This window comes from Stenotrophomonas sp. STEN035, assembly GCF_056759935.1.
Genome location: NZ_JBRRDY010000035.1, coordinates 14269 through 36877 on the forward strand (window position 1 = coordinate 14269; position 22609 = coordinate 36877).

At 64.0% G+C, this 22609-nt stretch carries 23 protein-coding genes; 8 read left to right on the plus strand and 15 right to left on the minus strand.

Annotated elements, in window-relative coordinates:
• Positions 1–4: 4 nt before the first annotated feature.
• From ACVOLL_RS16745 to prmB, 9 genes are all read right to left on the minus strand, one after another.
• Positions 5–664 carry a phosphoribosylanthranilate isomerase gene (locus tag ACVOLL_RS16745; protein ID WP_481513916.1) on the minus strand — a complete coding sequence of 220 codons (660 nt, stop codon included), beginning with the start codon at positions 662–664 and terminating at the stop codon, positions 5–7.
• Complete coding sequence (truA, locus tag ACVOLL_RS16750; protein ID WP_481513943.1) at positions 661–1434, minus strand: tRNA pseudouridine(38-40) synthase TruA; 774 nt, start codon at positions 1432–1434, stop codon at positions 661–663. The genes ACVOLL_RS16745 and truA overlap by 4 nt, the downstream gene beginning before the upstream one ends.
• 45 nt (positions 1435–1479) lie before the next feature.
• Positions 1480–1839 carry a VOC family protein gene (locus ACVOLL_RS16755; protein ID WP_481513917.1) on the minus strand — a complete coding sequence of 120 codons (360 nt, stop codon included), beginning with the start codon at positions 1837–1839 and terminating at the stop codon, positions 1480–1482.
• Positions 1840–1851: 12 nt separating this feature from the next.
• Positions 1852–3717 (minus strand): type IV pilus assembly protein FimV, encoded by a 1866-nt coding sequence (locus ACVOLL_RS16760; RefSeq protein WP_481513918.1) that lies wholly within the window; start codon positions 3715–3717, stop codon positions 1852–1854.
• A 116-nt stretch (positions 3718–3833) separates the two neighbouring features.
• Positions 3834–4859, minus strand: a complete 1026-nt coding sequence (locus ACVOLL_RS16765; protein ID WP_481513919.1) for an aspartate-semialdehyde dehydrogenase — start codon at positions 4857–4859, stop codon at positions 3834–3836.
• An 82-nt stretch (positions 4860–4941) separates the two neighbouring features.
• Positions 4942–5994, minus strand: coding sequence for a 2-hydroxyacid dehydrogenase (locus tag ACVOLL_RS16770; RefSeq protein WP_481513920.1), 1053 nt, complete (start codon positions 5992–5994; stop codon positions 4942–4944).
• Complete coding sequence (gene aroC, locus ACVOLL_RS16775) at positions 5987–7084, minus strand: chorismate synthase (protein WP_481513921.1); 1098 nt, start codon at positions 7082–7084, stop codon at positions 5987–5989. Before aroC ends, ACVOLL_RS16770 begins: the two co-directional genes overlap by 8 nt.
• 254 nt (positions 7085–7338) lie before the next feature.
• Positions 7339–7629, minus strand: a complete 291-nt coding sequence (locus ACVOLL_RS16780; RefSeq protein ID WP_481513922.1) for a GIY-YIG nuclease family protein — start codon at positions 7627–7629, stop codon at positions 7339–7341.
• Positions 7630–7701: 72 nt separating this feature from the next.
• Entirely contained in the window at positions 7702–8631 is a 930-nt protein-coding gene (gene prmB / locus ACVOLL_RS16785) for a 50S ribosomal protein L3 N(5)-glutamine methyltransferase (protein ID WP_296246048.1), read from the minus strand.
• A gap of 215 nt (positions 8632–8846) precedes the next feature.
• On the opposite strand from prmB, the gene ACVOLL_RS16790 reads away from it, so the two are divergent.
• Positions 8847–9494, plus strand: a complete 648-nt coding sequence (locus ACVOLL_RS16790; protein WP_481513923.1) for an SCO family protein — start codon at positions 8847–8849, stop codon at positions 9492–9494.
• A complete protein-coding gene (gene asd / locus ACVOLL_RS16795; RefSeq protein WP_481513924.1) occupies positions 9491–10333 on the plus strand; it encodes an archaetidylserine decarboxylase in 843 nt (280 codons plus the stop codon). The genes ACVOLL_RS16790 and asd overlap by 4 nt, the downstream gene beginning before the upstream one ends.
• 156 nt (positions 10334–10489) lie before the next feature.
• Here the strand turns inward: asd and ACVOLL_RS16800 are convergent, their stop codons facing one another.
• Entirely contained in the window at positions 10490–12067 is a 1578-nt protein-coding gene (locus ACVOLL_RS16800; RefSeq protein WP_481513925.1) for a transglycosylase SLT domain-containing protein, read from the minus strand.
• A 123-nt stretch (positions 12068–12190) separates the two neighbouring features.
• Between ACVOLL_RS16800 and ACVOLL_RS16805 the strand changes: the two genes are divergently transcribed.
• Complete coding sequence (locus ACVOLL_RS16805) at positions 12191–13696, plus strand: helicase HerA-like domain-containing protein (protein WP_481513926.1); 1506 nt, start codon at positions 12191–12193, stop codon at positions 13694–13696.
• A 76-nt stretch (positions 13697–13772) separates the two neighbouring features.
• Positions 13773–15038: a tetratricopeptide repeat protein gene (locus tag ACVOLL_RS16810; RefSeq protein ID WP_481513927.1), complete on the plus strand. Its 1266-nt coding sequence runs from the start codon at positions 13773–13775 to the stop codon at positions 15036–15038.
• Between the two features lie 23 nt (positions 15039–15061).
• On the opposite strand, the gene ACVOLL_RS16815 is transcribed toward ACVOLL_RS16810, so the two are convergent.
• Entirely contained in the window at positions 15062–16510 is a 1449-nt protein-coding gene (locus ACVOLL_RS16815; protein WP_481513928.1) for a rhomboid family intramembrane serine protease, read from the minus strand.
• A 103-nt stretch (positions 16511–16613) separates the two neighbouring features.
• Between ACVOLL_RS16815 and greB the strand changes: the two genes are divergently transcribed.
• Positions 16614–17114, plus strand: coding sequence for a transcription elongation factor GreB (gene greB, locus ACVOLL_RS16820; RefSeq protein ID WP_481513929.1), 501 nt, complete (start codon positions 16614–16616; stop codon positions 17112–17114).
• Here greB and ACVOLL_RS16825 read toward each other — a convergent pair.
• Together ACVOLL_RS16825 and rimO are read right to left on the minus strand one after the other, a co-directional pair.
• Positions 17101–17940, minus strand: a complete 840-nt coding sequence (locus tag ACVOLL_RS16825) for a DUF3025 domain-containing protein (RefSeq protein WP_481513930.1) — start codon at positions 17938–17940, stop codon at positions 17101–17103. The two genes, greB and ACVOLL_RS16825, sit on opposite strands and share 14 nt — an antisense overlap.
• Entirely contained in the window at positions 17937–19298 is a 1362-nt protein-coding gene (rimO, locus tag ACVOLL_RS16830) for a 30S ribosomal protein S12 methylthiotransferase RimO (RefSeq protein ID WP_481513931.1), read from the minus strand. Before rimO ends, ACVOLL_RS16825 begins: the two co-directional genes overlap by 4 nt.
• 296 nt (positions 19299–19594) lie before the next feature.
• On the opposite strand from rimO, the gene ACVOLL_RS16835 reads away from it, so the two are divergent.
• From ACVOLL_RS16835 to ACVOLL_RS16845, 3 genes are read left to right on the plus strand one after another with little or no spacing between them, the layout of a single operon-like run.
• Positions 19595–20254, plus strand: coding sequence for a dienelactone hydrolase family protein (locus ACVOLL_RS16835; protein WP_481513932.1), 660 nt, complete (start codon positions 19595–19597; stop codon positions 20252–20254).
• Positions 20251–20673, plus strand: coding sequence for an HIT family protein (locus ACVOLL_RS16840; protein WP_313494466.1), 423 nt, complete (start codon positions 20251–20253; stop codon positions 20671–20673). Before ACVOLL_RS16835 ends, ACVOLL_RS16840 begins: the two co-directional genes overlap by 4 nt.
• A 31-nt stretch (positions 20674–20704) precedes the next feature.
• A complete protein-coding gene (locus ACVOLL_RS16845) occupies positions 20705–20872 on the plus strand; it encodes a LiaI-LiaF-like domain-containing protein (protein ID WP_170183049.1) in 168 nt (55 codons plus the stop codon).
• 72 nt (positions 20873–20944) lie between these two features.
• On the opposite strand, the gene dcd is transcribed toward ACVOLL_RS16845, so the two are convergent.
• Positions 20945–21517 carry a dCTP deaminase gene (dcd, locus tag ACVOLL_RS16850; protein WP_282266583.1) on the minus strand — a complete coding sequence of 191 codons (573 nt, stop codon included), beginning with the start codon at positions 21515–21517 and terminating at the stop codon, positions 20945–20947.
• Positions 21518–21691: 174 nt separating this feature from the next.
• Positions 21692–22543, minus strand: coding sequence for an iron-sulfur cluster carrier protein ApbC (apbC, locus tag ACVOLL_RS16855; protein ID WP_481513944.1), 852 nt, complete (start codon positions 22541–22543; stop codon positions 21692–21694).
• Positions 22544–22609 lie beyond the last annotated feature (66 nt).

Consider the following 22609-nt stretch of genomic DNA (forward strand, 5'->3'; position numbering starts at 1 on the left):
GTATTCAGTCCTGCTCGACATGCAGGTCGGCGCGGCGCACTTCTTCAACGAACTGGCGCATCTTGTAGCCATCCTTGATCCCCGGCGAGACCTCGATGCCGCTGGAGACATCCACGCCCCAAGGCTGGGTGGCGAGAATGGCGTCGTGCACGTTCTCCGGGCGAATACCCCCGGCCAGCAGGTACGGACGATGCACGCCGGGCGGAATCTGCGACCAGTCAAACGCGACACCGGTACCGCCACTGCCACCGGCCACGTGACTGTCAAACAGGAAGCCCGCGGCATGCGGGTACATCTGCTGCAGGCCGCGGGCGGTGACCTCGCTACGCCCCCCCATCGCAATCGCCTTCAGGTACGGCATGTTGAAGCTGCGGCAGAACGCATCGTCCTCGTCGCCATGGAACTGCAACAGGGTCGGCCGCACCGCGCGCAACACCTCGCGCACTTCCTCGCGATTGTTCTGCTGGAACAAGGCCACCACTTCGACCATCGGTGCGATCGCCTGACGCATGGCGCGCGCCTCGGACGGCGCCACCCGGCGGGCGCTGCCCTTGGCGAAGATGAAGCCGATGGCATCCACGCCCAACTCCGTGGCCAGGCGGATGTCGCCGGCACGGGTCATGCCGCAGAACTTGATGCGGGTACGGAACAAAGTACGGCTCACAGCGTCACCTCGTCCGGCAGCTTCCAGACCTCAGGATACAGCGGACCGACGAATACCAGGCCCTGCGGCGGTGCGGTTGGCCCTGCCAGATTGCGATCACGTCCTGCCAGCAGCTCCCCGATCCAGCTTTCAGGTTTTTCGCCAGCGCCCACCATCATCAGTGAACCGACAATATTGCGCACCATGTGATGCAGGAAGGCATTGGCCTGGACCTCGACCTCCACCACTTCTCCCTGGCGATGAACGGCTATCGATTGCAGCTCGCGGCGCGCATGCAGGGCCTGGCATTGCGAACTACGGAACGCGTCAAAGTCGTTTTCACCCAGCAAGGCCTGCGCCGCGCGATGCATGGCATCGGCATCCAGCGGGCGCCGGTCCCAGCTCAGGATCTGCCGGTACAGCGCCGGCCGCACCTGGCGATTGAGGATGCGATAGCGATAGCGGCGCGCCTTGGCCGAGAACCGTGCATGGAACTCATCCACCACCGGTACACACCAGCGCACGCAGATCGATGGCGGCAACCGCGTCGTGGTACCCAGCACCCAGCCACGCGGGGCGCGTTCGACATCGCTATCGAAGTGCACGACCTGGCATTCACCGTGCACGCCCGCATCGGTACGGCCTGCACAGACAACACTGATCGGCGCATTGGCGACCGAGGACAGCGCCTCCTGCAAGGTCGCCTGCACACTGGCACAGCCGGTCTCGCCAAGCTGCTGCCAGCCCTTGAATTCGCTGCCGTCGTATTCCACGCCCAGCGCGTAGCGCATCATTGAACCTCTGATCTTGTTGGAGCCGTTTGACTTGCGCGCAACTCAGTCGCTGTCGCGTTCGGACCACACAGCCAGTTCGTTGCCGCCCGGCTCCAGGAACTGGAAACGGCGACCACCGGGAAAGGTGAAGATCGGCTTGACCACTTCACCGCCCTGCACTGCGATTTCCGCAGCCAGCGGGCCCAGTTGTGCGGCATACAGCACCAGCAGCGGCGCACCCACGCTGGTGGTCGCTGGTGCGCCACGGAAAAAACCTCCCTGTAGCTCACCGTCATCAAAAGCAGTGTAATCCGGGCCGTAGTCTTCAAAGGTCCAGCCGAATACCTGCTCGAAGAAAACACGACTCGCCGCAGGGTCGCGCGAGGCGAATTCCACGTAATCAATCCGCCGTTCGCGCTTCATTGCAGTTCTCCGTCAGGCCATGCGGCCAAGTAATTCCAGCGCTTCGCCGCGCGCCTGCGGGTCAGCGCTGGCAGCAACTTCGTTGAGCAGGGTGCGAGCAGTCTCGGCATCGCCCAGATCCAGATAGGCGATGGCCAACTCCAGCCGCTCACGGCCTGCGGGTGCCGGGGTCAACGGCGCAACCGTAACCGCAGCCACGTCACCAGCCAGCCAATCGGCCTCGTCAGCCGCGGCTGGCTCGGGCTGCACTGGCGCAGGCTCGGCGATGACATCAAAGTTCCGCGAGGCTTCAAACAGCAGCACCGGCTTGTGCGCGGCTGCTGGCGCAGCCACCGGCAGCACCGGCTCCACGCGTGCGGGCGGGCTGGACTTCAGCCATGCCGGCATCGGTTCTTCGTAGGGTTCAGGCTGTACTTCCGCAGCGACAGGCAGCGGCTGTACATCCAGCTCTTCCTGCGGATCGAATTCGTCCACTTCCGCTGTATGCGACGACTGCTGCGCAGCAGCGGCGCCCATCACCGGCATCGCTGCGGCCAGGTCTCCCGCTGCGAAATCCGCGCGCGGGGCGGCCGGCAGCGGCTTGCGCCGACGGCCCAGCACCCAAGCCAACGCCCCCAGCACCAGCAGCGCCAGCCCCAACCAGACCCAAGCAAACGAGCCGCCGCCATCGCGCTTGGCCGCCTCACCCAACTGCTGCTGGGCAGCAGCCAGATCAGAATCCTTCATCGCAATCAGCGATTGCTGCTGCTTCTGCAGCTTCTCAAGTTCGCCGACGCGATCGCGCAGCTCCTGCAGCTCCGCATCACGCGTTGCCAGCTCTTCCTTGGCTTGCTGCAGCTGTTCGTTGGCCAACATGTCACCCTCGCCACCGGCATCGAGTCCGGTCGTCATTCCAGCAGTCTGTTGTGCACCGGCCACGGCCGGGGCGATTTCCAGGCGTGCGCCACTGGGGCCTGCGCCCGCCGATGCCGGCGCGGCGACCTTGGCCGGTGCCACCGCTGCATCGGCAACTGCCGGCTGCGGAATCGGCGCTCGTGCCTGCCGCCACTGCGCGGCCTGGTCACGAACGATGGCGCGCGCTTCGGATGCATCCACCCGCGCCAGCTCTTCCTGCGCAGGGGTACGCAGCACCGCACCCTGCTTGAGCAGGTTGATGTTGCCGCGGATGAAGGCTTCCGGATTGGCGCGCATCAGCGCGACCATGGTCTGGTTCAAGGACGCGCCGCTCTCACGCGACAACTCGCGGGCGATCTGCGACAGGCTCTGGCCACGCTGCACGGTGGCAAGCTGGCCTTCGCTGCTCATCGCTGGCGCCGCTGCGGGGCGCGATGCTTGCGTCGCAGCAACCGGCTGAGCCGGTGCAGGCACTGCTACCGGCGCGGCAGGTGCCGGCAACTCAGACAGCGGCTCGGGGGTACGCACGATCAGATTTGATTGCGCCGCAGCCGGCGCTTCGATCACCGGTTCGGCCACCGCAGTTGCGGCCTCGGGTGCGGACACCAGGGCCGAGTATTCGCGCACCAACCGGCCCTGGCCCCAATCGACCTCGATCAGGAAACCCACCGACGCAACCTGCACCGGCGCGGCGCTGGTGACACGGATCACCGCGCGGCCGTCACGGTCCTGCGCAAACTGGAACTGCAGTTCTCCTACCAGTCCGGTCGGCGCAGCAAGACCCACGCGCTCGAAGGTGGCCGCTGATGCCAGCCCCGCCTTGGCGTTGTCGAGCTCGCCCGGATCGCTGGTAATGACCGGTATTTCAGCCAGCAAGGGCTGCCCCGGCTTGGACAGGACGCGGATATTGCCCAGCCCCAATGCCATTGCTGTGCTACTGAACAGCGCCAGGCCGAGAACCAGCACACCTTGTATTGAGCGCATCGCGCCCCCGCCCCTTGGTTTCATGGCGGCCAATATAACGGCTGACCCGCCTTTCGAACACCGCTGTACCGCCTATAAGCAACGACGCCGGCTTCACGCCGGCGTCGTTGGGGGCATCAGCCGCCGTTGGCGACCAGTTCGGCGACCTGCACCGCGTTGAGTGCGGCGCCCTTGCGGATGTTGTCGGCCACCACCCACATGTTCAAACCACGCGGGTGCGAGATGTCCTCGCGAATGCGGCCGACATAGACCGGATCGGTGCCCGAAGCATGGGTGACCGGGGTCGGATAGCCGCCAGCCTTGCGTTCGTCCACCACCTTCACGCCCGGCGCGGCGGCCAGCAGTTCGCGCGCCTGCTCGGTGGTGATCTTCTTCTTCGTCTCGATGTTGACCGCCTCGGAGTGGCCGTAGAACACCGGCACGCGTACCGCGGTGGGGTTCACCAGGATGCTGTCATCGCCGAGGATCTTGCGGGTTTCCCAGACCAGCTTCATTTCTTCCTTGGTGAAGCCGTTGTCGAGGAACTCGTCGATATGCGGGATCAGGTTGAAGGCGATCTGCATCGGGAACTTCTTCGGCTCGATTTCCTGGAAACCCAGCAGCTGTGCGGTCTGCTTGCCCAGCTCTTCCATGCCGGTCTGGCCAGCGCCGGACACCGACTGGTAGGTGGCGATGTTGATGCGCTCGATGCCGTACTCGCGGTGGATCGGTGCCAGCACCGGCATCAGCTGCATGGTCGAGCAGTTCGGGTTGGCGATGATGCCGCGCGGACGGTTCTTGGCCGCTTCCGGGTTGACCTCGGACACCACCAGCGGCACGTCGTCGTCGTAACGGAAGGTCGACGAGTTATCGATCACCACGGCGCCAGCAGCGGCGAACTTGGGCGCGAATTCCTTGGAAATACCACCACCGGCCGAGAACAGGGCGATCTCGACGCCGGTCGGGTCGAACGTGGCCAGGTCCTGGATGGTGATCTTCTGGCCTTCAAAGTCGACCTGCTGGCCAGCCGAACGCTCGGAGGCAAGCAGGGTCAGCTTGCTGATCGGGAAATTACGCTCGGCGAGGATGGACAGCATGGTCTGGCCGACAGCGCCGGTGGCGCCAACAACGGCTACGTGGAAACGACGGGCTTCATTGCTCATGGGGATACTCGAGATATTGGAGGGGGTAGACACACATCGAGCCAGGTTCGGGGAACCTCCAGCGCACGGCTGCCGAGGCTCCCTATCGTTTTTTGTCGTCGATTTTTTTGCCGGCCACGGCAATGCGCGCGGTGCCGTTGTTCAGCAGTTCGATATTGATGCCATTGACCGGCTTGCCCGCGTCCGGGCCAATGCCCAGGCCAGCCAGCAGGTTGTCCACCGCCACCTGCACCATCGCCCGACGCGTGGCCAGCGATGCGCTACCGATATGCGGGGTCAGCACGATGTTATCCAGCGCCAGCAGTTCTGGGCGCACGTTCGGCTCGTTCTCATAGACGTCGAGCGCGGCCGAGGCCAGGCGACCATTGGCCAAAGCATCGACCAAGGCCAGCTCATCAACGATGCCGCCGCGGGCGATGTTCACCAGCGTAGCGGTCGGCTTCATCTTCGCCAGCGCGGCAGCATTGATGATGTGGTGGTTCTGCGCCGTATATGGCAGCACCAGCAGCAAATGATCAACGCTGGCCAGCAGCTCGTCGAAACCGACATAACTGGCGCCGACCGCCTGCTCCTGCTCGGCAGGCAGCTGCGAACGGTTGTGGTACAGCACCTTCATGCCGAAGCCATGGTGACCGCGACGGGCAATGGCCTGGCCGATACGACCCATGCCGAGGATGCCCAGAGTGGTGCCATGCAGATCGGCGCCGAGCATGGTGGTGAATGACCACTGCCCCCACTTGCCGTCGCGCAACCAGCGGTCAGACTCGACGATACGGCGGGCGGCCGCCATCAACAGCGAGAAGCCAAGATCGGCGGTGGTTTCCGTGAGTACGTCAGGCGTGTTGCTGGCAAGGATGCCAGCAGCGCTAAGCGCAGGAATATCGAGGTTGTTATAGCCAACGCCAACGTTGGCGATCATCTTCAACGCAGGCGCATTGGCGATTTCGGCGGCACCGATGCGCTCATTGAGAGTGAGCAGGACGCCATCCATGCCGGCCAGACTCGCACTGAGGCTTGCACTGTCGTGCTTGGTGACCGCGTCCGTGGCAACCACGTCGCAGTACGCCGCCAGCTGCGCGACGGTATCGTCGAACAGGGGCTGCGATACCCAGACGCGGGGCCGTTGCTCAGCCATCGAGCTGACCGGGAATGCGCGGACTCATGTCGCCGACATCGCCGCATTGGCCACGGTGACGCATGGCCTGGTCCATCAGCACCAGCGCCAGCATCGCCTCGGCGATGGGCGTGGCACGGATGCCGACGCAGGGATCGTGGCGGCCGGTGGTGATGACCTCCACCGCGTTGCCTGCCGTATCCACGGTGGCACCGGGCAGACGCAGGCTGGAGGTGGGCTTGAGCACCATCGAGGCGACGATCTGCTGGCCGGTGGAGATACCACCGAGGATGCCGCCGGCATGGTTGGACTGGAAGCCCTGCGGGGTGATCAGGTCACGGTGCTCGGTGCCCTTCTGCGCGGCGCTGGCAAAACCGTCGCCGATCTCCACGCCCTTGACCGCATTGATGCTCATCAGCGCGGCGGCGATATCGCCATCGAGCTTGCCGTAGATCGGCTCGCCCCAACCCGGCGGCACGCCGTCGGCGACCACGGTGACGCGCGCACCGACCGAATCACCGGACTTGCGCAGCGCATCCATATAGGCTTCCAGTTCCGGCACCTGGCTGGCATCGGGCCAGAAGAAGGGATTGTCTTCGACCGCGCTCCAGTCGAAACCGGCCGGGGTGATCTCGCCGAGCTGCGACAGGTAGCCGCGCACGCTGACGCCAAAACGCTGCAGCAGCCACTTCTTGGCGACCACGCCAGCGGCCACGCGCATGGTGGTTTCGCGCGCCGAGGAGCGGCCGCCACCGCGCGGGTCACGGATGCCGTACTTCTGCCAATAGCTGTAATCGGCATGGCCCGGACGGAACTGCTGGGCGATGTTGCTGTAGTCCTTGCTGCGCTGATCGGTGTTGCGGATCAGCAGCGCGATCGGCGTACCGGTGGTGCGGCCTTCATAGACCCCGGACAGGATCTCGACTTCGTCGGCCTCACGCCGCGCGGAAGTGTGGCGGCTCTTGCCGGTGGCACGGCGCTGCAGGTCGTGGGCGAATTCTTCGGGGCTGATTTCCAGACCGGGCGGGCAACCATCGATCACGCAGCCGATGGCCGGCCCGTGGGATTCACCGAAGGTAGTGACGCGGAGGAGTTGTCCGAATGTATTCAATGCCGTTGTGCTCTTGCGGTTGCCTTGATGCCGTCATTCCCGCGAAGGCGGGAATCGCTCTTGCTCTTGCTCTTGCAGTTGCCTTGATGCCGTCATTCCCGCGAAGGCGGGAATCGCTCTTGCTCTTGCTCTTGCTTTTCCCTCATACCAACCAAGCAAAGGACGGAGCCAGAGCCAGAGCGATTCCCGCCTTCGCGGGAATGACGGCTTCAAAAGCAAGGGCCCGAAGCCAAAGCCAAACCCAAACCAAAACCCTACCCAACTATCTCTTCCCACAAATCCCGCCACTCGGGATTCACCTCTTCCACCAACCGCAACTTCCACTCCCGGTTCCACTTCTTCAGCTGCTTCTCACGAAGAATCGCCGCTTCCATGCACCCGTGAAGTTCATACCAGACCAGCCTGTCCAAGTTGTAACGCTGGGTAAAACCCTCAACCACATGCTGCCGGTGTTGCCAGGTCCGCGCCACCAGGTTGCTGGTGACGCCGATGTAGAGCGTGCCGTGTTTCTTCGATGCCAGAAGATAGACGGCGGGTTGTTTCATTCACTCTCGCTCAAGAGCCAGAGCGATCCCCGCCTTCGCGGGGATGACGAGCCAAAACAGGAGCAGAGCACATCACGCCCGTGCTGCAGCCAACTCGGCGATGCGCGCGTGGTGCGCGCGCAGTTCAGCCGCTTCGACAGCGAAGATGCCCATCTGCCCGACCTTGAACTCGATCCAGGACATATAGACCTCCGGCAGCAGCTTGATCAGGTGCTGCTCGGAATCGCCTACTTCGCAGATCAACAGGCCGTCCTCGGTCAGATGGTCCGGCGCGTCGCGCAGGATCTTCAGCACCAGGTCCAGGCCGTCGTCACCGGCACGCAGGGCCAGGTCCGGCTCGTGCTGGTATTCCTTCGGCAGCGCGTCGGTCTCGTCATTGGTGACGTAGGGCGGGTTGGTGACGATCAGGTCGTAGACGCGGCCCTGCAGGCCAGCAAACAGGTCGCTCTTGACCAGCTCCACGTTGTGGGCGAGCAGGCGCTCCTTGTTCTCCACCGCCAGCGACAGCGCGGCGTCGTTGACGTCGCTGCCGTCCACCTGCCAGTTCGGGTAGTAATGGCCCATCGCAATGGCGATGCAGCCCGAGCCGGTGCACAGGTCCAGCGCGCGGTTGACGTCGCGACCGGCCAGCCACGGTTCGAAGCCGCTGAGGATCAGTTCGGCGATCGGCGAGCGCGGCACCAGTGCGCGCGAGTCGCTCTTGAAGCTCAAACCCGCGAACCAGGCCTCACCGGTCAGGTAGGCTGCCGGCTGGCGCTCGTCGATGCGTCGCTGGAACAGCGCCAGCACCTGCTGCCGTTCTTCCAGCAGCACCCGCGCCGTGCCGTAGGCCGGACCGAGGTCTGGCGGCAGGTGCAGGCTGTGCAGGGTCAGCTGGGTCGCCTCGTCCAGAGCATTGTCATAGCTGTGGCCGAAGGTCAGGCCAGCAGCATTGAAACGGCTTGCGCCGTAGCGGATCAGATCGACGATCGTTTGGAGTTCAGCGGCCGCTTCGGCAGTCATGGCAATACGGAAATACTTGAAAGGTCTGCGATTATAGGCACCTGGCCGGTATATTGATTGCCAAGTTGCAGCCGAAACTTCGGCAATGGCCCTCCAAAGGGGTGCAAACGCCCACCAAACGGCCGGGGTGTACGCCTGCAATCCCCTACACTCCCGTATCCCGCCCGCGGCGGACCTCCCGTCCCGCCGCCGTATCCGAACGGAAGCCCGCGCGCATGTTCAATCGAAATACCGGCATCATCCTGGCCATCGCCCTGGCCGCCGGCCTCGGCCTGCTGTTGGCGCAGAAGGTCTTCGGCCCCTCCAACAAGGGCACGGACGGCACCAGCAGCATCATTTTCTATGGCACCCCGCGCACGCTGCCGGAATTCGACCTGGCCCAGTCCGACGGTACCCGCCTGATCCCGGGTGAGCTGCGCGGCCATTGGACCCTGGTGTTCCTGGGCTTCACCTCGTGCCCGGACGTCTGCCCAACCACCCTGACCGAGCTGGCCCAGGCCCAGAAACAATGGGAAACCATCCCCGACAGCCTGCGCCCGCGCGTGGTACTGGTCTCGGTGGACCCGGAACGGGACACCCCGAACCGCTTGGGCGAGTACGCCCATGCGTTCCACAAGGACACCCTGGCTGCCACTGCCGACGTGCCGTCGCTGGAGCGTTTTGCTACCTCGTTGGGCATGGTGTTCCAGAAAGCACCGGGCAAGCACTTCGAGCAGAACCCGGACGACTACAGCATGGACCACTCCGCCACCATCGCCGTGCTTGACCCGCAGGGCCGGCTGGCCGGCCTGATGCGGCCCCCGTTCAACCCGCAGGCAATTGCCAGCGACCTGAAGAAGCTCACCGAGAAAACCGCACCATGAGTCTGGTTACAAGCCTCACCTATGTATTGCCGCACCGCCTGTTGTCGTCGATGGCCCGCTCGCTGGCCTATTCGCAGAACCCGCGCATCTCCCGCTGGCTGATCGACACGGTATCGAGCAAGTTCAACGTCAATCTGGCCGAAGCCGCCAATTCCGATCCGCGCAGCTACCCCAGCTTCAACGCCTTCTTCACCCGTGCGCTGAAGCCCGGCGCACGGGTGGCCGCGGCCGACCCGCGCACCCTGACCATGCCGGCCGACGGCCGCATCAGCCAACTTGGCCCGATCGAAGATGGCCGCATCTTCCAGGCCAAGGGCCAGTCGTTCACCGCCGCCGAGCTACTGGGCGACGCCGCCGACGCCGTGCCGTTCAACAATGGCCTGTATGCCACCGTGTACCTGTCGCCGCGCGACTACCACCGCGTGCACATGCCCTGGACCGGCACCCTGCGCGAGACCGTACATGTGCCGGGCCGGCTGTTCAGCGTTGGCACCGATGCGGTGGCCAATGTGCCGCGCCTGTTTGCCCGCAACGAGCGCCTGGTCTGCCACTTCGACACCGATTTCGGGCCGATGGTGCAGGTGATGGTCGGCGCGCTGCTGGTCAGCGGCGTGGAGACGGTGTGGAGTGGCGAGGAAATCCCCGCCTACGGCGACCGCATCACCCGCAAGGACTGGCGCGGCAAGGGCATCACCCTGGAACGCTTCGCCGAGATGGCACGCTTCAATTACGGCTCGACGGTGATCGTGCTGCTGCCGCCCGGCGTTGCCGACTTTGATCCATCGCTGACGGCCGAGAGCCCGGTGCAGCTGGGCCAGGCGCTGGCGAAGCTGCGCTGATAGCATCGGCCCAGCAATGTGGGAGCGGCGGAAGCCGCGAAGCAGATAGACCCTCAGATTGCAGAAACTCTGATCGCTGAAATCATCCCAGCTTCGCGGCTTACGCCGCTCCTACAAAACCAAACAAGAAGGGCGCCTCTCGGCGCCCTATCTGTTTCAACGACTGCAGCCTTCCAGCTTCAGGCTTTGCCCTGGCTTGAGGGCATAAGCCGGCGCGCGCAGGCCATTGGCGCGAGCCAGCGCTGGCACTTCGCATTGGAAGCGGTTGGCGATGGCGCCCAGCGTGTCGCCCCTGGCAACTTTGTAGCTGCGCACGGCGCGTCGCGCCGGTGCCGTCGGGCGTGGTGCCGGTGCGGCAACAGGTGCAGCGGCCTGCGCGGCCTGCATCGCCTGCACATCACCTACCGCAACGCTACCGGTAACCGTCGCTGCCGATGGCCGTTTGATCGCCGCATTCAGATCTGCCGTGATCAGCGCGCGAGCCAGATCGGCGCGCGGGCCACTGACGCAATAGCGGTTGTACAGGCCAGCAATGCGGGTGGTGACATTGATTGTGGTACCGCCCGGAATCCAGCCATCGGCCTCGTAACGCGGATTGAGGTTGCGCAGCGCACGCATGTAACCGTCGCGGGTACCGGTGCTGCCCAGGCAGATGGTCAACTCGTAAATGGTGGTGGATTTGGCCAGGCGTATCGTCGCCGGCTGCGCGTTGAGCTTGGGGAACTCGACGCCGTACTGCTGTGGGTGCAGGAAGATCCACGCCGCGGCGATCACCATCGGCACGTAATCCTTGGTCTCGCCCGGGAACTGGTTGTACGAGGTATCGGTCCAGAAGCTCTGGCCGCCGGTTTCGCGGTAGATGCGCGCGGCACGGCCTTCGCCGCCGTTGTAGGCAGCCAGCGCGTACTCGATGTTCTTGTTGAGCCCGCGCATGCGCTCATTCATGTAGTCGGCGCTGGCGCTGGCGGCGCTGCGCGGATCAAAGCGGGTATCAAAGCCGGTGCCATCCGGGCCCAGCCCGAAACGGCGACCGGTAGCCGGCATGAACTGCATCAGGCCCGCCGCGCCCACGCGCGAGGAGGCATGCACGCGACCATTGGATTCCTTGGCCATGATGCCGAACAGCAGCGCTTCAGGCAGGCCGTCCTTCTCCCATTCCGGCCACATGACGCCACGCAGATTCATGTAGTTTTCGTAGCTGGTCAGCAACGAGGGACGCATGTCGGTGAGCCAACGGCGAATACCGGCCTGGATCGCCGGGTTGTACTCGACCATGTCATCGAAGGCATGCCGGTGATCATTGAGCAGGGCCGCAGCGCGGGCGGCTTCAGGCACATCAGCCACCAACGGCGCGATGTGGTCCGGATCGGCCTCCAAAGGACCGCCATCTTCGCCCTCCGCGCCACCACTATTGTCCGCACGCTGTTTGAGCAAGCGCTTGTAGGTGGACAGCAGATTGCTGACCTGGCAACCCTTCTGCGCGATGCAGGCACTGATCACGTCCTCCATGTCCTCCAGCGCTGCGTCGCCCTCGGTGGTGCCCTTGGGGTCGGCATTGGCAACCAGCACCAAGGCATCGCTGTAACGCTTCTCCGCTGCGGTCATCCGCGCCTCGATGGCGTCCACCTTGACCTTGTCACGGGCGGAGATCGCCTGGGCGGCCGGAACCACGGTCAACAGCGAGGTCGCAACCAACAACGACCACGCACGAGCAGAAAACAGGGATACGGGCATCAGTAGCACTGCATGACAAAGATGAGGCAGGGTAGCTGGCAGACAGACCTGGGGGCAACATTGCCACCGCAGCGATACAGTCGGCCGTTAGAATCCTTCCTTCATTCACCAATGAGTGCCTCCATGGACCCGATCCTGCTCGGCAAAGGCGTCACCGACGACATCGCCGTCACCCTGCTCCCGCGCTTCGGCAACCGCCACGGCCTGGTAGCCGGCGCCACCGGTACCGGCAAGACGGTGACCTTGATGACGCTGGCCGAGGGTTTCTCGCGGCTGGGCGTGCCGGTGTTCATGGCCGATGTGAAGGGCGACGTGGCCGGCCTTGCAGTAGCCGGCGAAGGCGGCGAGAAGCTGGCCCAGCGCGCCGCCGAGATCGGCGTGGACGGTTTTGCCCCGGCCGCCAGCCCGGTGGTGTTCTGGGATCTGTACGGCAAGCTCGGGCACCCGGTGCGTACCACCGTCAGCGAAATGGGCCCTACCCTGCTGGCCCGTATCCTCGAACTCAACGACACCCAGTCAGGCGTGCTCGACATCGTCTTCAAGCTGGCCGATGACCGTGGCCTGCTGTTGCTGGACCTGGATGACCTGCGCGCCCTGCTCGGTCTGGTCGCCGAGGAGCGCAAGGACATCTCCACCGAATATGGGCTGGTCAGCGCGCAGTCGGTAGCGGCAATCCAGCGCTCGCTGCTGCGCCTGTCGCAGGACGGCGGCGAAGCCTTCTTCGGCGAGCCGGCACTGGAGCTGGCCGACATCATGCGGGTCAACCACGATGGCCGTGGTGTGGTCGGCATCCTCGCCGCCGCCCAGCTGATCCTCAAGCCGCGCCTGTATTCCACCTTCCTGCTGTGGCTGCTGTCCGAGCTGTTCGAGCAGCTGCCGGAAGTGGGTGATCTGGAGAAACCCAAGCTGGTCTTCATCTTCGACGAAGCCCACCTGCTGTTCGACGATGCGCCACCGGCGCTGGTGCAGCGTATCGAGCAGGTGGTGCGATTGATCCGCTCCAAGGGCGTGGGCGTGTATTTCTGCTCGCAGTTCCCGGACGACGTGCCCGGCAACATCCTTGGCCAGCTCGGTAACCGCGTGCAGCACGCACTGCGCGCTTTCACCCCGCGTGACCAGAAGGCGGTCAAGACCGCGGCCGAGACCTTCGTGCAGAACCCCAAGCTCGACGTGGTCGCCACCTTGTCGCAGCTGGGCACCGGCGAAGCACTGGTGTCCACCCTGCAGGACAAGGGCATTCCCTCGCCGGTGCAGAAGACCCTGATCGCACCGCCACGCTGCCGGATGGGCTCGATCACCGATGCCGAGCGTGCACAGGTGCGTGCCGGCAGCCCGGTCGGCACCCGCTACGACACGGCCGTCAATCGCGAATCAGCCGCCGAACTGCTCGCGCAGCGCGCGGAGAAGGCGGTCGAGCAGGCGCAGGCACCTGCCGCCCGCACCCGCCAGCAGGACGAAGAACAGGAAGGTGGTTTCGGCCAGAGCATCAAGGACGCCATCTTCGGCACCAAGCGTCGTCAGGGCATGATCGAAACCATGGCCAAGCAGACCACCCGCACTGTGGGCACCAAGTTGGGCAACCAGATCGTGCGCGGCATTCTGGGCAGCATCTTCGGCGGCAAGCGCTGAGTGTCCAAACCGGGCCGGTCCATTGCCGGCCCGCCATCGCTGCGGCCACAATTGACGCCTGACTGAGGGGAACGTCATGGAAGACCGCAAGCGCAGCGCAAGCGCGCAACGTCCACAAGCATTCTGGCAACGACTGCCTGCGATCACGCTCTATCCTGTGCGTGGTCCGGCACTGTATTCGCTGATCGCACTCACACTCTGCACCTTGCTGACCTGGCTTCCGGCCATTGGCTGGCTGCTTGGCATCGTCATCTGGGTGGGAATCTACCGCTACGCATTCGAGATCCTGCGCGAAACCGCAAACGGGCGCATGGCCTCGCCGGAGAACACCCTCAACAGCAGTGATGGCTCGGTCATCCGGCTATTGGGGCTGATGATACTGATGGGTGTCTTCGTGGTGACGGTGGCGATCTTCACCAACCCCGTGATCGGCCTGCTGACCCTCGGCGCAGTAGTCCTGCTGCAGCCCGGCTGCGTCATCTCGCTGGCGATGGACGGCAGCCTGCGTCACGCCGCCAATCCGGCCACCTCGATCACCATCGCCTTCCGCATCGGCTGGCCCTACCTGGCGGCCTTCCTGCTGCTGTTCGTCATCCAGGCCAGCGCATTGACCGCTGGCCAATGGCTGCACGGCTTCATGCCGCCCATCATTGGCGAGCTGGTACTCAGTTTCTTCAGCATCTGGGGCTTGTTCAGCGCGTTCCATCTGCTCGGTTATCTGGTCTACCAGTACCACGAAGCGCTGGGCTTCGAGCCAGAAGGTGCATACAACGCATTGTCGCGCCATGACCCGGACCAGAAATTGCTGGATGAAGCCGAGCACTTCGTACGCGAAGGACAACCGGATGCCGCACTGGATGCACTGCGCGGCTCGGTGCGCGCGCGCGCGGTCAGCCTGCCGGTGCATGAACTGTATCAACGCCTGCTACGTCGCAAAGGCGCATCGGATGCGCTGCGTGACCACGCCCGCCAGTACATCAACCGCCTGTTGATCGAAAAACAGGACCGTGAGGCGATGAACGTGCTGCGCGACATGCTCGAGGTTGACCCGGATTTCACCCCGGCCGAGCCACAGCAGGCCGCGCAGCTCGCCGAACGCGCGCGCCTGGGCGGCCAGCTGCAACTGCAGCTGGACACCTTGCGCGCGATGTTCAAGGCATGGCCGCGCGCACCGGAGGCACCGCAATGGGCCCTGCAGGCGGCCTTGTTGCTGGGCGAACGCTACAACCGCGACGCCGAAGCACTGCAACTGATCGACCAGGCGCTGCAGCGCTGCGAAGACGAGGAGCAACGCCGCAAGCTCGAGGCAGCCAAGACCGCATTGCAGGTCAGCTCAACCTGAAAGCAACTGCGACGACAGGTCGCTTAGTCGTTCTCCAACAGGAACCGGGCCTTGCCAGCTTGTGGCGTGGCCGAAAAACGCTGCTGCAGCATCTCCAGCAAACGCTTTCGTTGTGCATGGGCATGGGCCTCGCCGTGTCGCAAGGCCAGCCGTAACCAACCCTGCGCCTGCATCTCAGCGGGCAATTGAATGGCCTGTTCCCATACCGCTTCAGCCTCCTGCAGCCAGCCGGCCTTGAGGCAGCGTTCGAATGCGAGCTGCGCAAGCTCGGCGATTCCGCCATCGCCCAGCAGCTGTTTCACGATGTCCTGCTGCGCGGCAAGCGCGGCGGCATCAACCGCATCCAGCCGCAATACATCGGCAGCACGCGCCCGCATCTCGGTGCGCTTGCCGGCATTGGCAGCCACCCGATAGCGCGCCAGCGCAATATCCAGCCGCTGCGGCTGCTCGGCCGCCAACTCACTCAATACGCGCTCAGCAGCCGCATTTTCAAGACGACCCATATAGTGCTGGGCCTGCTCCCAACGCTGGTCGCTGACGGACACTTCGGTGTCGTCCGCCATATAGGCTTCGCGGGTTTGCCTGGTCAACACAAGAACGCCACCCAGCAGTGCACCGCAGATCAGCCCACCGGCGTGCGCGTCGAAGCCAATGCCGGCTTCATCATTGGTCAGCAGGTTGAACACCTCCCAACCCAGCCACAGCGGCAACAGCCAGATCGCCGGCGCACGCACGTAGTCGAAGATCACCCCGAACCAGTAGAAGAAGCGCACTGGACGCATACCCCAGACCACGCAGAACGCCCCCATCACCGCTGCGATCGCACCGGATGCGCCAAGCCCGCCGCCAACTTCGCCCCAGCGCCACAACACGCTGGCCACACTGGAGCCCATCGCCCCCAACAAATACAGGCCGAGAAAGCGCCAGCCCCCGAGCGCGCCTTCCAGCAACAGGCCCAGCACCACCAGGAACAGCATGTTGCCCAACAGATGCATCAAGCTGCCGTGCAGGAAGGCCGCTGACAGCAATCGCTGCGGCGACCATTCCGAACTGCGCAGGATATGTCGCAGGGTGAATACCTGATCCAGCTGCGCCTGGTACTCGCGGCGCAACGGCGCCCAGGCAACCTGCTGATCTTCCGACTCAAACAAGTCACCGCTCTGCAGCGCCTGCTGGAAAGCGACATCGCTCAAGGTCGCCATGCCAACGTAGCTGCCTCGCTGCTCTGCCGGAATTGATTCCAGTTCGTCCAAGGCATCGCCCTGCGCAGTCAAACGCAGATGCTTCTCGTAGGCTGGCAGCTCGTATTCGGCCAGCCCGGACTGCTGGTACCAGTCCTGCGCCGCCTGCACCTTCTGCTCATCGTCAGCCTGCCAGGCGAAGAACACGTAGACGTTGATCAGTACCAGCAACACGGTTACCAAGGGCAACGTGCTCAGATTGAGCGGCTTGTGCAGCGGCAGGATCAACATCGACCAGACTTCCTTGTCAGAGAACGCAGAGCTTCAGCCATGGATTGGCCTAGCGCAAGCCAGCCCGGCTACCATGCCCGCATCAACGTCATAGACGACCGCAATGAGCCGCTGGCGCCCCCCTGCAGAAAAAAGTACCGCCCTGATCACCGCCCAGGGCCATGCCCGGCTCAAGGCCGAGCTGGATGAACTGTGGCGGCAGCGTCGGCCGGAAGTGGTCAAGGCGCTGGCAGCCGCAGCCGCCGAAGGTGATCGCTCGGAGAACGCCGAGTACACCTACCGCAAGAAGCAGCTGGGTGAAATCGACCGCCGCGTGCGCTACCTGAGCAAGCGATTGGAAGCCCTACGCGTGGTCGACACCACCCCCAGCGATCCGGAAGCCGTGTTCTTCGGCGCGACGGTGGAGCTGGAGAACGTCGATTCCGGGCAGACCGTCACCTACCGGATCGTCGGTCCCGATGAGACCGATGCACCGGCCGGTTGGATCAGCATCGATTCACCATTGGCGCGGGCATTGCTGAAAAAGCGCATCGACGATGAGTTCGCCGTGGAGCTGCCGAGCGGCCTGACCCGCTTCGTGATCATCGACGTCAACTACGGCTGAGCCTGAGCGGCACCGGATAGGCGCGACCTTCACGTAGCGGGCGGAAATAGTCGGTCAATTGGTAAAAGGCCGCATCTTGGGACGCATGCCAACCAGGGATGCCGGCCAGCGGTAGTGGACGTAGCTCGGCGGGGTCCGCGAGCAAGCTGGCGTCTTCGATTGCTGCAGCCACCGCGGCAACGCAGGCCACGTCGTCGTCACCAACGACCACCAGGCACTTCCCGACGAGAAGGCGCTCGGGCAGCAACGCCTGCTCCATCAGCGCATGGCCAATCACCGCGCAGACCGCGATATCGCCTGCGCGCCATCCATCCGGATTGAACAGCGCTGACCAGTCATGCCGATCCCATGCCGTCAGCACGCCCGCATCGCGAACACGCACGATCAGCCCGGTTTCATCGAACTGGGTCAATGCAGCCTGCGCGCGATTGCGCTGGCTCGCCCCCATCACTGCGATATGCCGGCACTGCTGCGCGTTGAGCACACGTTTGATAGCGAAGTGGCGTGCCCACACCATCGCGTTGAACAGGTCATGCCAGTTCTGCTCGCGGGTGGCGATACGGCCCAGTGCAATACGCTGTTCGTAGTGCAGTCCGTCAGCCAGCAACGCCTCGTCCTGAGTCACAAAGCACTTGCCCTGCACGGGCAACAGCGCACTCAACGCATCGATGCCCGGCCAATCGGCCGAACGCATCAATGCTTCAAAACCTTGGAAATCCGCGAACAGCGGATGGTCAAAGCACTGCGGTTCAACCTGCCCGCGCAATGGCGCTACAAAACGACGCCGGCCCACGCCGGCATCGTTTGCGGCCGCTGCGGCGGTCACAGCACCTTGAGGTCGAACGGTGCCGCCCTGGTTTCGATCAGCGCATCGCCGAACAGATCGTGCTCGTCGCTGTCGGTGATCTCGACGTTGACAAACTCGCCCACGCGCAGTTTGGCTTCGGTGGCATTCTGGATGTGCACCAGACCGTCGATTTCCGGTGCATCGGCCTTGGAGCGGGCCACGGCGATGCCGTCTTCGATGGCATCGACCAGGCACTGCTGCACGCTGCCGATCTTGGCTTCGAGCTTGGCGGCGGAAATGGCCGCCTGCTTTTCCATGAAACGGGCCAGACGCTCCTGCTTCACTTCTTCCGGCACCGGATCCGGCAGTTGGTTTGCGGTTGCACCTTCCACCGGCGAGTAGGCGAAGGCACCAACGCGGTCGAGCTGGGCGGTATCGAGGAAGTCCAGCAGCTGCTCGAACTCAGCATCGGTCTCGCCCGGGAAGCCCACAATGAAGGTCGAACGCACGGTGATGTCCGGCGCGATCTCACGCCAGCGCAACACACGTTCCAAGGTCTTGTCGACTGCGCCCGGGCGCTTCATCAGCTTGAGGATGCGCGGGCTGGCGTGCTGGAACGGAATGTCCAGGTACGGCAGGATCTTGCCTTCGGCCATCAACGGCACCACGTCGTCGACGTGCGGGTACGGGTAGACGTAGTGCAGGCGGGTCCAGGCATCGAGCTCGGACAGGCCTTCACACAGCGCCTTCATGCGTGTGGCGTATTCCTTGCCGCGCCAGGTACCCGGCGCGTACTTGCGGTCCACGCCGTAAGCCGAGGTGTCCTGCGACACCACCAACAGCTCACGCACGCCGCCCTTGACCAGGCGCTCAGCCTCACGCAGCACCTCGTCGACCGGGCGCGATACCAGGTCGCCACGCATCGAAGGAATGATGCAGAAGCTGCAACGGTGGTTGCAGCCTTCGGAAATCTTCAGGTACGCATAGTGACGCGGGGTCAGCTTGATGCCGTAATCGGGCACCAGGTCCACGAACGGGTCGTGCTTGGGCGGCAGTGCGGCATGCACCGCTTCCATCACCGTGGTGTAGTCCTGCGGGCCGGACACCGACAGCACGTCCGGGTAATGCTCGCGGATCATGTCGCCCTTCTTGCCCAGGCAGCCGGTGACAATGACCTTGCCGTTCTCGTTCATCGCCTCGCCGATCGCGTCCAGCGATTCGGCAACGGCCGAGTCAATGAAGCCGCAGGTATTGACCACCACCACATCAGCCGAGTCGTAGGACGGCACGATGCTATAGCCCTCCACCCGCAGCTGGGTGAGGATGCGCTCGGAATCGACAAGGGCTTTCGGGCAGCCAAGGCTGACGAAGCCGACTTTGGGGTTCAGCTGGGACATGATCTGGAAATCCTGGGGCCGGGCCGGGATGGCAGCGAGGCCGGAAAGCCGGGCAGTATACCGGGCCTGCGAGGCCTCGCCCTGCGGCTGGCTTAATACGTGAGAGGGCTGATAATCAGTCTCATCTTGGCAATGACTAACTAGAGCCCCTCTCCCGCGAGCGGGAGAGGGGTTGGGGTGAGGGGAAGCTTCTAGCAAGCAGACCTCACGCTCCAAAAGCTCCCCCATCCGCCCTTCGGGCACCTTCCCCCGCAAGCGGGAGAAGGGAGCCAACCCAACACCTTGGAGCCTCCCCCATGCCCAACTGGATCACCCTCCCCACCCCACTCGGCCCCATCCGCGCCTGGCAGGCCCTGCCTTCCGGCACGCCGCGCGCCGGCCTGGTGGTAATTCAGGAAATCTTCGGCGCCAACGCGCACATCCGCCATGTCGCCGAGCAGTACGCCGCCGAAGGCTATGCGGTATTGGCACCGTCCTTCTTCGACCTGATCGAACCGGACCTGCAGCTGGACTATGACGCGACCGGCGTCAGCCGCGGCAAAGCGCTGGTAGACGAGCTGGGCGTGGATCGCGCGGTAACCGTGGTCGAAGCCACCGCTGCGGCATTGGCGCCTTACGGCAAGGTCGGCACGGTCGGCTATTGCTGGGGCGGCAGCATCGCCCTGTTGGCCGCGCAACGGCTGGGCCTGCCCTCGGCCAGCTACTACGGCGCGCGCAACGTGCCGTTCCTGGATACAGCGTTCAAAGCCCCAGCCATCTTCCACTTTGGCGACCAGGACGCCTCGATCCCGGCCGCCGCCGTTGCAGCGCACCGTGAAAAGCAACCCGACTTGCCTGTATATGTCTATCCAGCCGACCACGCCTTCAACCGCGAGGTCGGCATGCACTACCACCCAGCCAGCGCCGACCTGGCGCGCGAACGCACCTTGGCCTTCTTCAGCGAGAACCTGCGATGACCGAAGCTGTGACGTCCGATTTCGTACTTGATACCCGCCTTGCCGCCGACAGCGTACTGATTGCCGATGGCCCCCTGTCGCAGATCCGCTTGATGAACGACGACCGCTTCCCCTGGGTCGTGCTGGTACCGCGCGTGCCCAATGCCAGCGAGTGGATCGACCTGGACGGTGCCCAGCAACGCCTGCTGCTGGCCGAGATCAACCAGATCTCCCAGCACCTCAAGCACAAACCAAATGTCAGCAAGATCAACATCGGCGCCTTGGGCAACATCGTGCGTCAGCTGCATGTACACCTGATCGGCCGCAATGAGAACGACGCTGCATGGCCGGGCCCGGTCTGGGGCAGCGGCAAGGCGCAGCGCTTTGACCCGGAGGTACTGGCCCAGCGTGTCGAAATCTGGCGCCAACGGCTACGATAAGCACCTTCCCCCTTACGGACTCCGCAAGCCGATGCGCTCCAATCTGATCGCCGCCCTGATCCTGATCATCGTTGGCCTGTTCTTCCTGGCCAAGAACCTCGGCTGGATCAACGGCAACATCGGCACCATGCTCGCCACCTGGTGGCCGGCCATCCTGGTCGCCGTCGGTATCGGCATGTTGTTCGGGCGCGGCAAGTAAGCCGCACCGCCGGATCCTGCACAAAGAAAAAGGCGCCTGATGGCGCCTTTTTCATTTCAGCTCGAACCGCACTCAGGTGCGCGGCAGGGTGACGCCGGTCTGGCCCTGGTACTTGCCGCCACGATCCTTGTACGAGGTCTCGCAGATGTCGTCCTTGTCGGCCTGGAAGAACAGCATCTGCGCCACACCTTCGTTGGCATAGATGCGTGCTGGCAACGGCGTGGTGTTGGAGAACTCCAGCGTCACGTGGCCTTCCCATTCCGGCTCCAGCGGGGTGACATTGACGATGATGCCGCAGCGCGCATAGGTACTCTTGCCCAGGCACACCACCAGGGTGTCGCGCGGGATGCGGAAGAACTCCACCGTGCGTGCCAGCGCGAACGAATTCGGCGGGATGATGCACTCATCGGCCTCGATGTCGACAAAGCTCTTCGGGTCGAAGTGCTTGGGATCTACGATGGTCGAGTTGATGTTGGTGAACACCTTGAACTCACGCGAGCAACGCACATCGTAGCCGTAGCTCGAGGTGCCGTAACTGACGATGCGCTGGCCATCCACCTGCTTGACCTGGCCGGCTTCGTACGGCGCGATCATGCCGTGCTGTTCGGACATTTGGCGGATCCAACGGTCGCTCTTGATGCTCATTCAGTGATCCTGTTCACGTTGTGCCGCAGCATGCCTGCGGCCGGGGGTGGTCGATTCTAGCCTAGAGCCGGTCAGGAGCCGGCAAGCAATCGCCTGCCAGCAATTTCTGCACACTCTCTATATAAGGCAAGGCCCGCTGAGCGGGCCTTGCTTGCTACCGAGCTGGCGACTGCCTCAGATCAGCGACGACAGGATCGGAATGCTGGCGCGTGGGCGCTTGGCCAATTCTTCCGCCATCCGCTGCGCGGCCGCCATATAGGCCTTCGCCGCGGCCGAATCGGGCTGCGCAACCACGATAGGCGCACCCACATCGCCCTGCTCGCGGATGCCGATATCCAGTGGCAGTGAGCCCAGCAACGGCACCTCGTACTGCTCGGCCATGCGCTGCCCCCCGCCCTCGCCGAACAGATGCTCGACATGGCCGCAGTTGCCGCAGGTATGTACCGCCATGTTCTCAATGATACCGAGCACAGGAACCTCGACTTTTTCGAACATATTCAAAGCCTTGCGCGCATCCAACGTGGCGATATCCTGCGGTGTGGTGACGATCACCGCCCCGGCCACCGGGATCTTCTGCGACAGCGTCAGCTGGATATCACCGGTACCCGGCGGAAGGTCGATCAGCAGGAAATCCAGATCGCCCCACAGCGTGTCGTTGAACAGCTGGGTCAGCGCAGAAGTGGCCATCGGCCCACGCCAGATCATCGGGGAGTCCGGCTCGATCAGGAAACCAATCGACATCGCCTCGACCCCGAACGCCCGCAGCGGCTCGATGGACTTGTTGTCCGGGCTCTCCGGCCGCCCGCTCAGGCCCAGCATGGCCGGCACGCTGGGGCCGTAGATATCGGCATCCAGCACCCCAACCTTGGCACCCAGCTGCTTCAGCGCCAGAGCAAGGTTCACGGCCGTGGTGGACTTGCCCACCCCGCCTTTGCCCGAGCCAACCGCAATGACATTGCGGATACGCGGATGGGGGGAGAGCCCCTTCTGCACCTTGTGGGCACCGCCCAGCGGAATCGACCTGATCACTACAGCCTCTACTTCATTGGTTCGGCGCGAACTATAGCGCGATGCGCAGAACCACCAGCAGCC

Bases quoted from the DNA above. Each gene is read 5' to 3' on its own strand.
- truA (WP_481513943.1), bottom strand. From the start codon at position 1,434: ATGCGCTACGCGCTGGGCGTGGAATACGACGGCAGCGAATTCAAGGGC.
- ACVOLL_RS16755 (WP_481513917.1), bottom strand. From the start codon at position 1,839: ATGAAGCGCGAACGGCGGATTGATTACGTGGAATTCGCCTCGCGCGAC.
- ACVOLL_RS16760 (WP_481513918.1), bottom strand. From the start codon at position 3,717: ATGCGCTCAATACAAGGTGTGCTGGTTCTCGGCCTGGCGCTGTTCAGT.
- ACVOLL_RS16765 (WP_481513919.1), bottom strand. From the start codon at position 4,859: ATGAGCAATGAAGCCCGTCGTTTCCACGTAGCCGTTGTTGGCGCCACC.
- ACVOLL_RS16770 (WP_481513920.1), bottom strand. From the start codon at position 5,994: ATGGCTGAGCAACGGCCCCGCGTCTGGGTATCGCAGCCCCTGTTCGAC.
- ACVOLL_RS16780 (WP_481513922.1), bottom strand. From the start codon at position 7,629: ATGAAACAACCCGCCGTCTATCTTCTGGCATCGAAGAAACACGGCACG.
- prmB (WP_296246048.1), bottom strand. From the start codon at position 8,631: ATGACTGCCGAAGCGGCCGCTGAACTCCAAACGATCGTCGATCTGATC.
- ACVOLL_RS16790 (WP_481513923.1), top strand. From the start codon at position 8,847: ATGTTCAATCGAAATACCGGCATCATCCTGGCCATCGCCCTGGCCGCC.
- asd (WP_481513924.1), top strand. From the start codon at position 9,491: ATGAGTCTGGTTACAAGCCTCACCTATGTATTGCCGCACCGCCTGTTG.
- ACVOLL_RS16800 (WP_481513925.1), bottom strand. From the start codon at position 12,067: ATGCCCGTATCCCTGTTTTCTGCTCGTGCGTGGTCGTTGTTGGTTGCG.
- ACVOLL_RS16805 (WP_481513926.1), top strand. From the start codon at position 12,191: ATGGACCCGATCCTGCTCGGCAAAGGCGTCACCGACGACATCGCCGTC.
- ACVOLL_RS16810 (WP_481513927.1), top strand. From the start codon at position 13,773: ATGGAAGACCGCAAGCGCAGCGCAAGCGCGCAACGTCCACAAGCATTC.
- ACVOLL_RS16815 (WP_481513928.1), bottom strand. From the start codon at position 16,510: ATGTTGATCCTGCCGCTGCACAAGCCGCTCAATCTGAGCACGTTGCCC.
- greB (WP_481513929.1), top strand. From the start codon at position 16,614: ATGAGCCGCTGGCGCCCCCCTGCAGAAAAAAGTACCGCCCTGATCACC.
- rimO (WP_481513931.1), bottom strand. From the start codon at position 19,298: ATGTCCCAGCTGAACCCCAAAGTCGGCTTCGTCAGCCTTGGCTGCCCG.
- ACVOLL_RS16835 (WP_481513932.1), top strand. From the start codon at position 19,595: ATGCCCAACTGGATCACCCTCCCCACCCCACTCGGCCCCATCCGCGCC.
- ACVOLL_RS16840 (WP_313494466.1), top strand. From the start codon at position 20,251: ATGACCGAAGCTGTGACGTCCGATTTCGTACTTGATACCCGCCTTGCC.
- ACVOLL_RS16845 (WP_170183049.1), top strand. From the start codon at position 20,705: ATGCGCTCCAATCTGATCGCCGCCCTGATCCTGATCATCGTTGGCCTG.
- dcd (WP_282266583.1), bottom strand. From the start codon at position 21,517: ATGAGCATCAAGAGCGACCGTTGGATCCGCCAAATGTCCGAACAGCAC.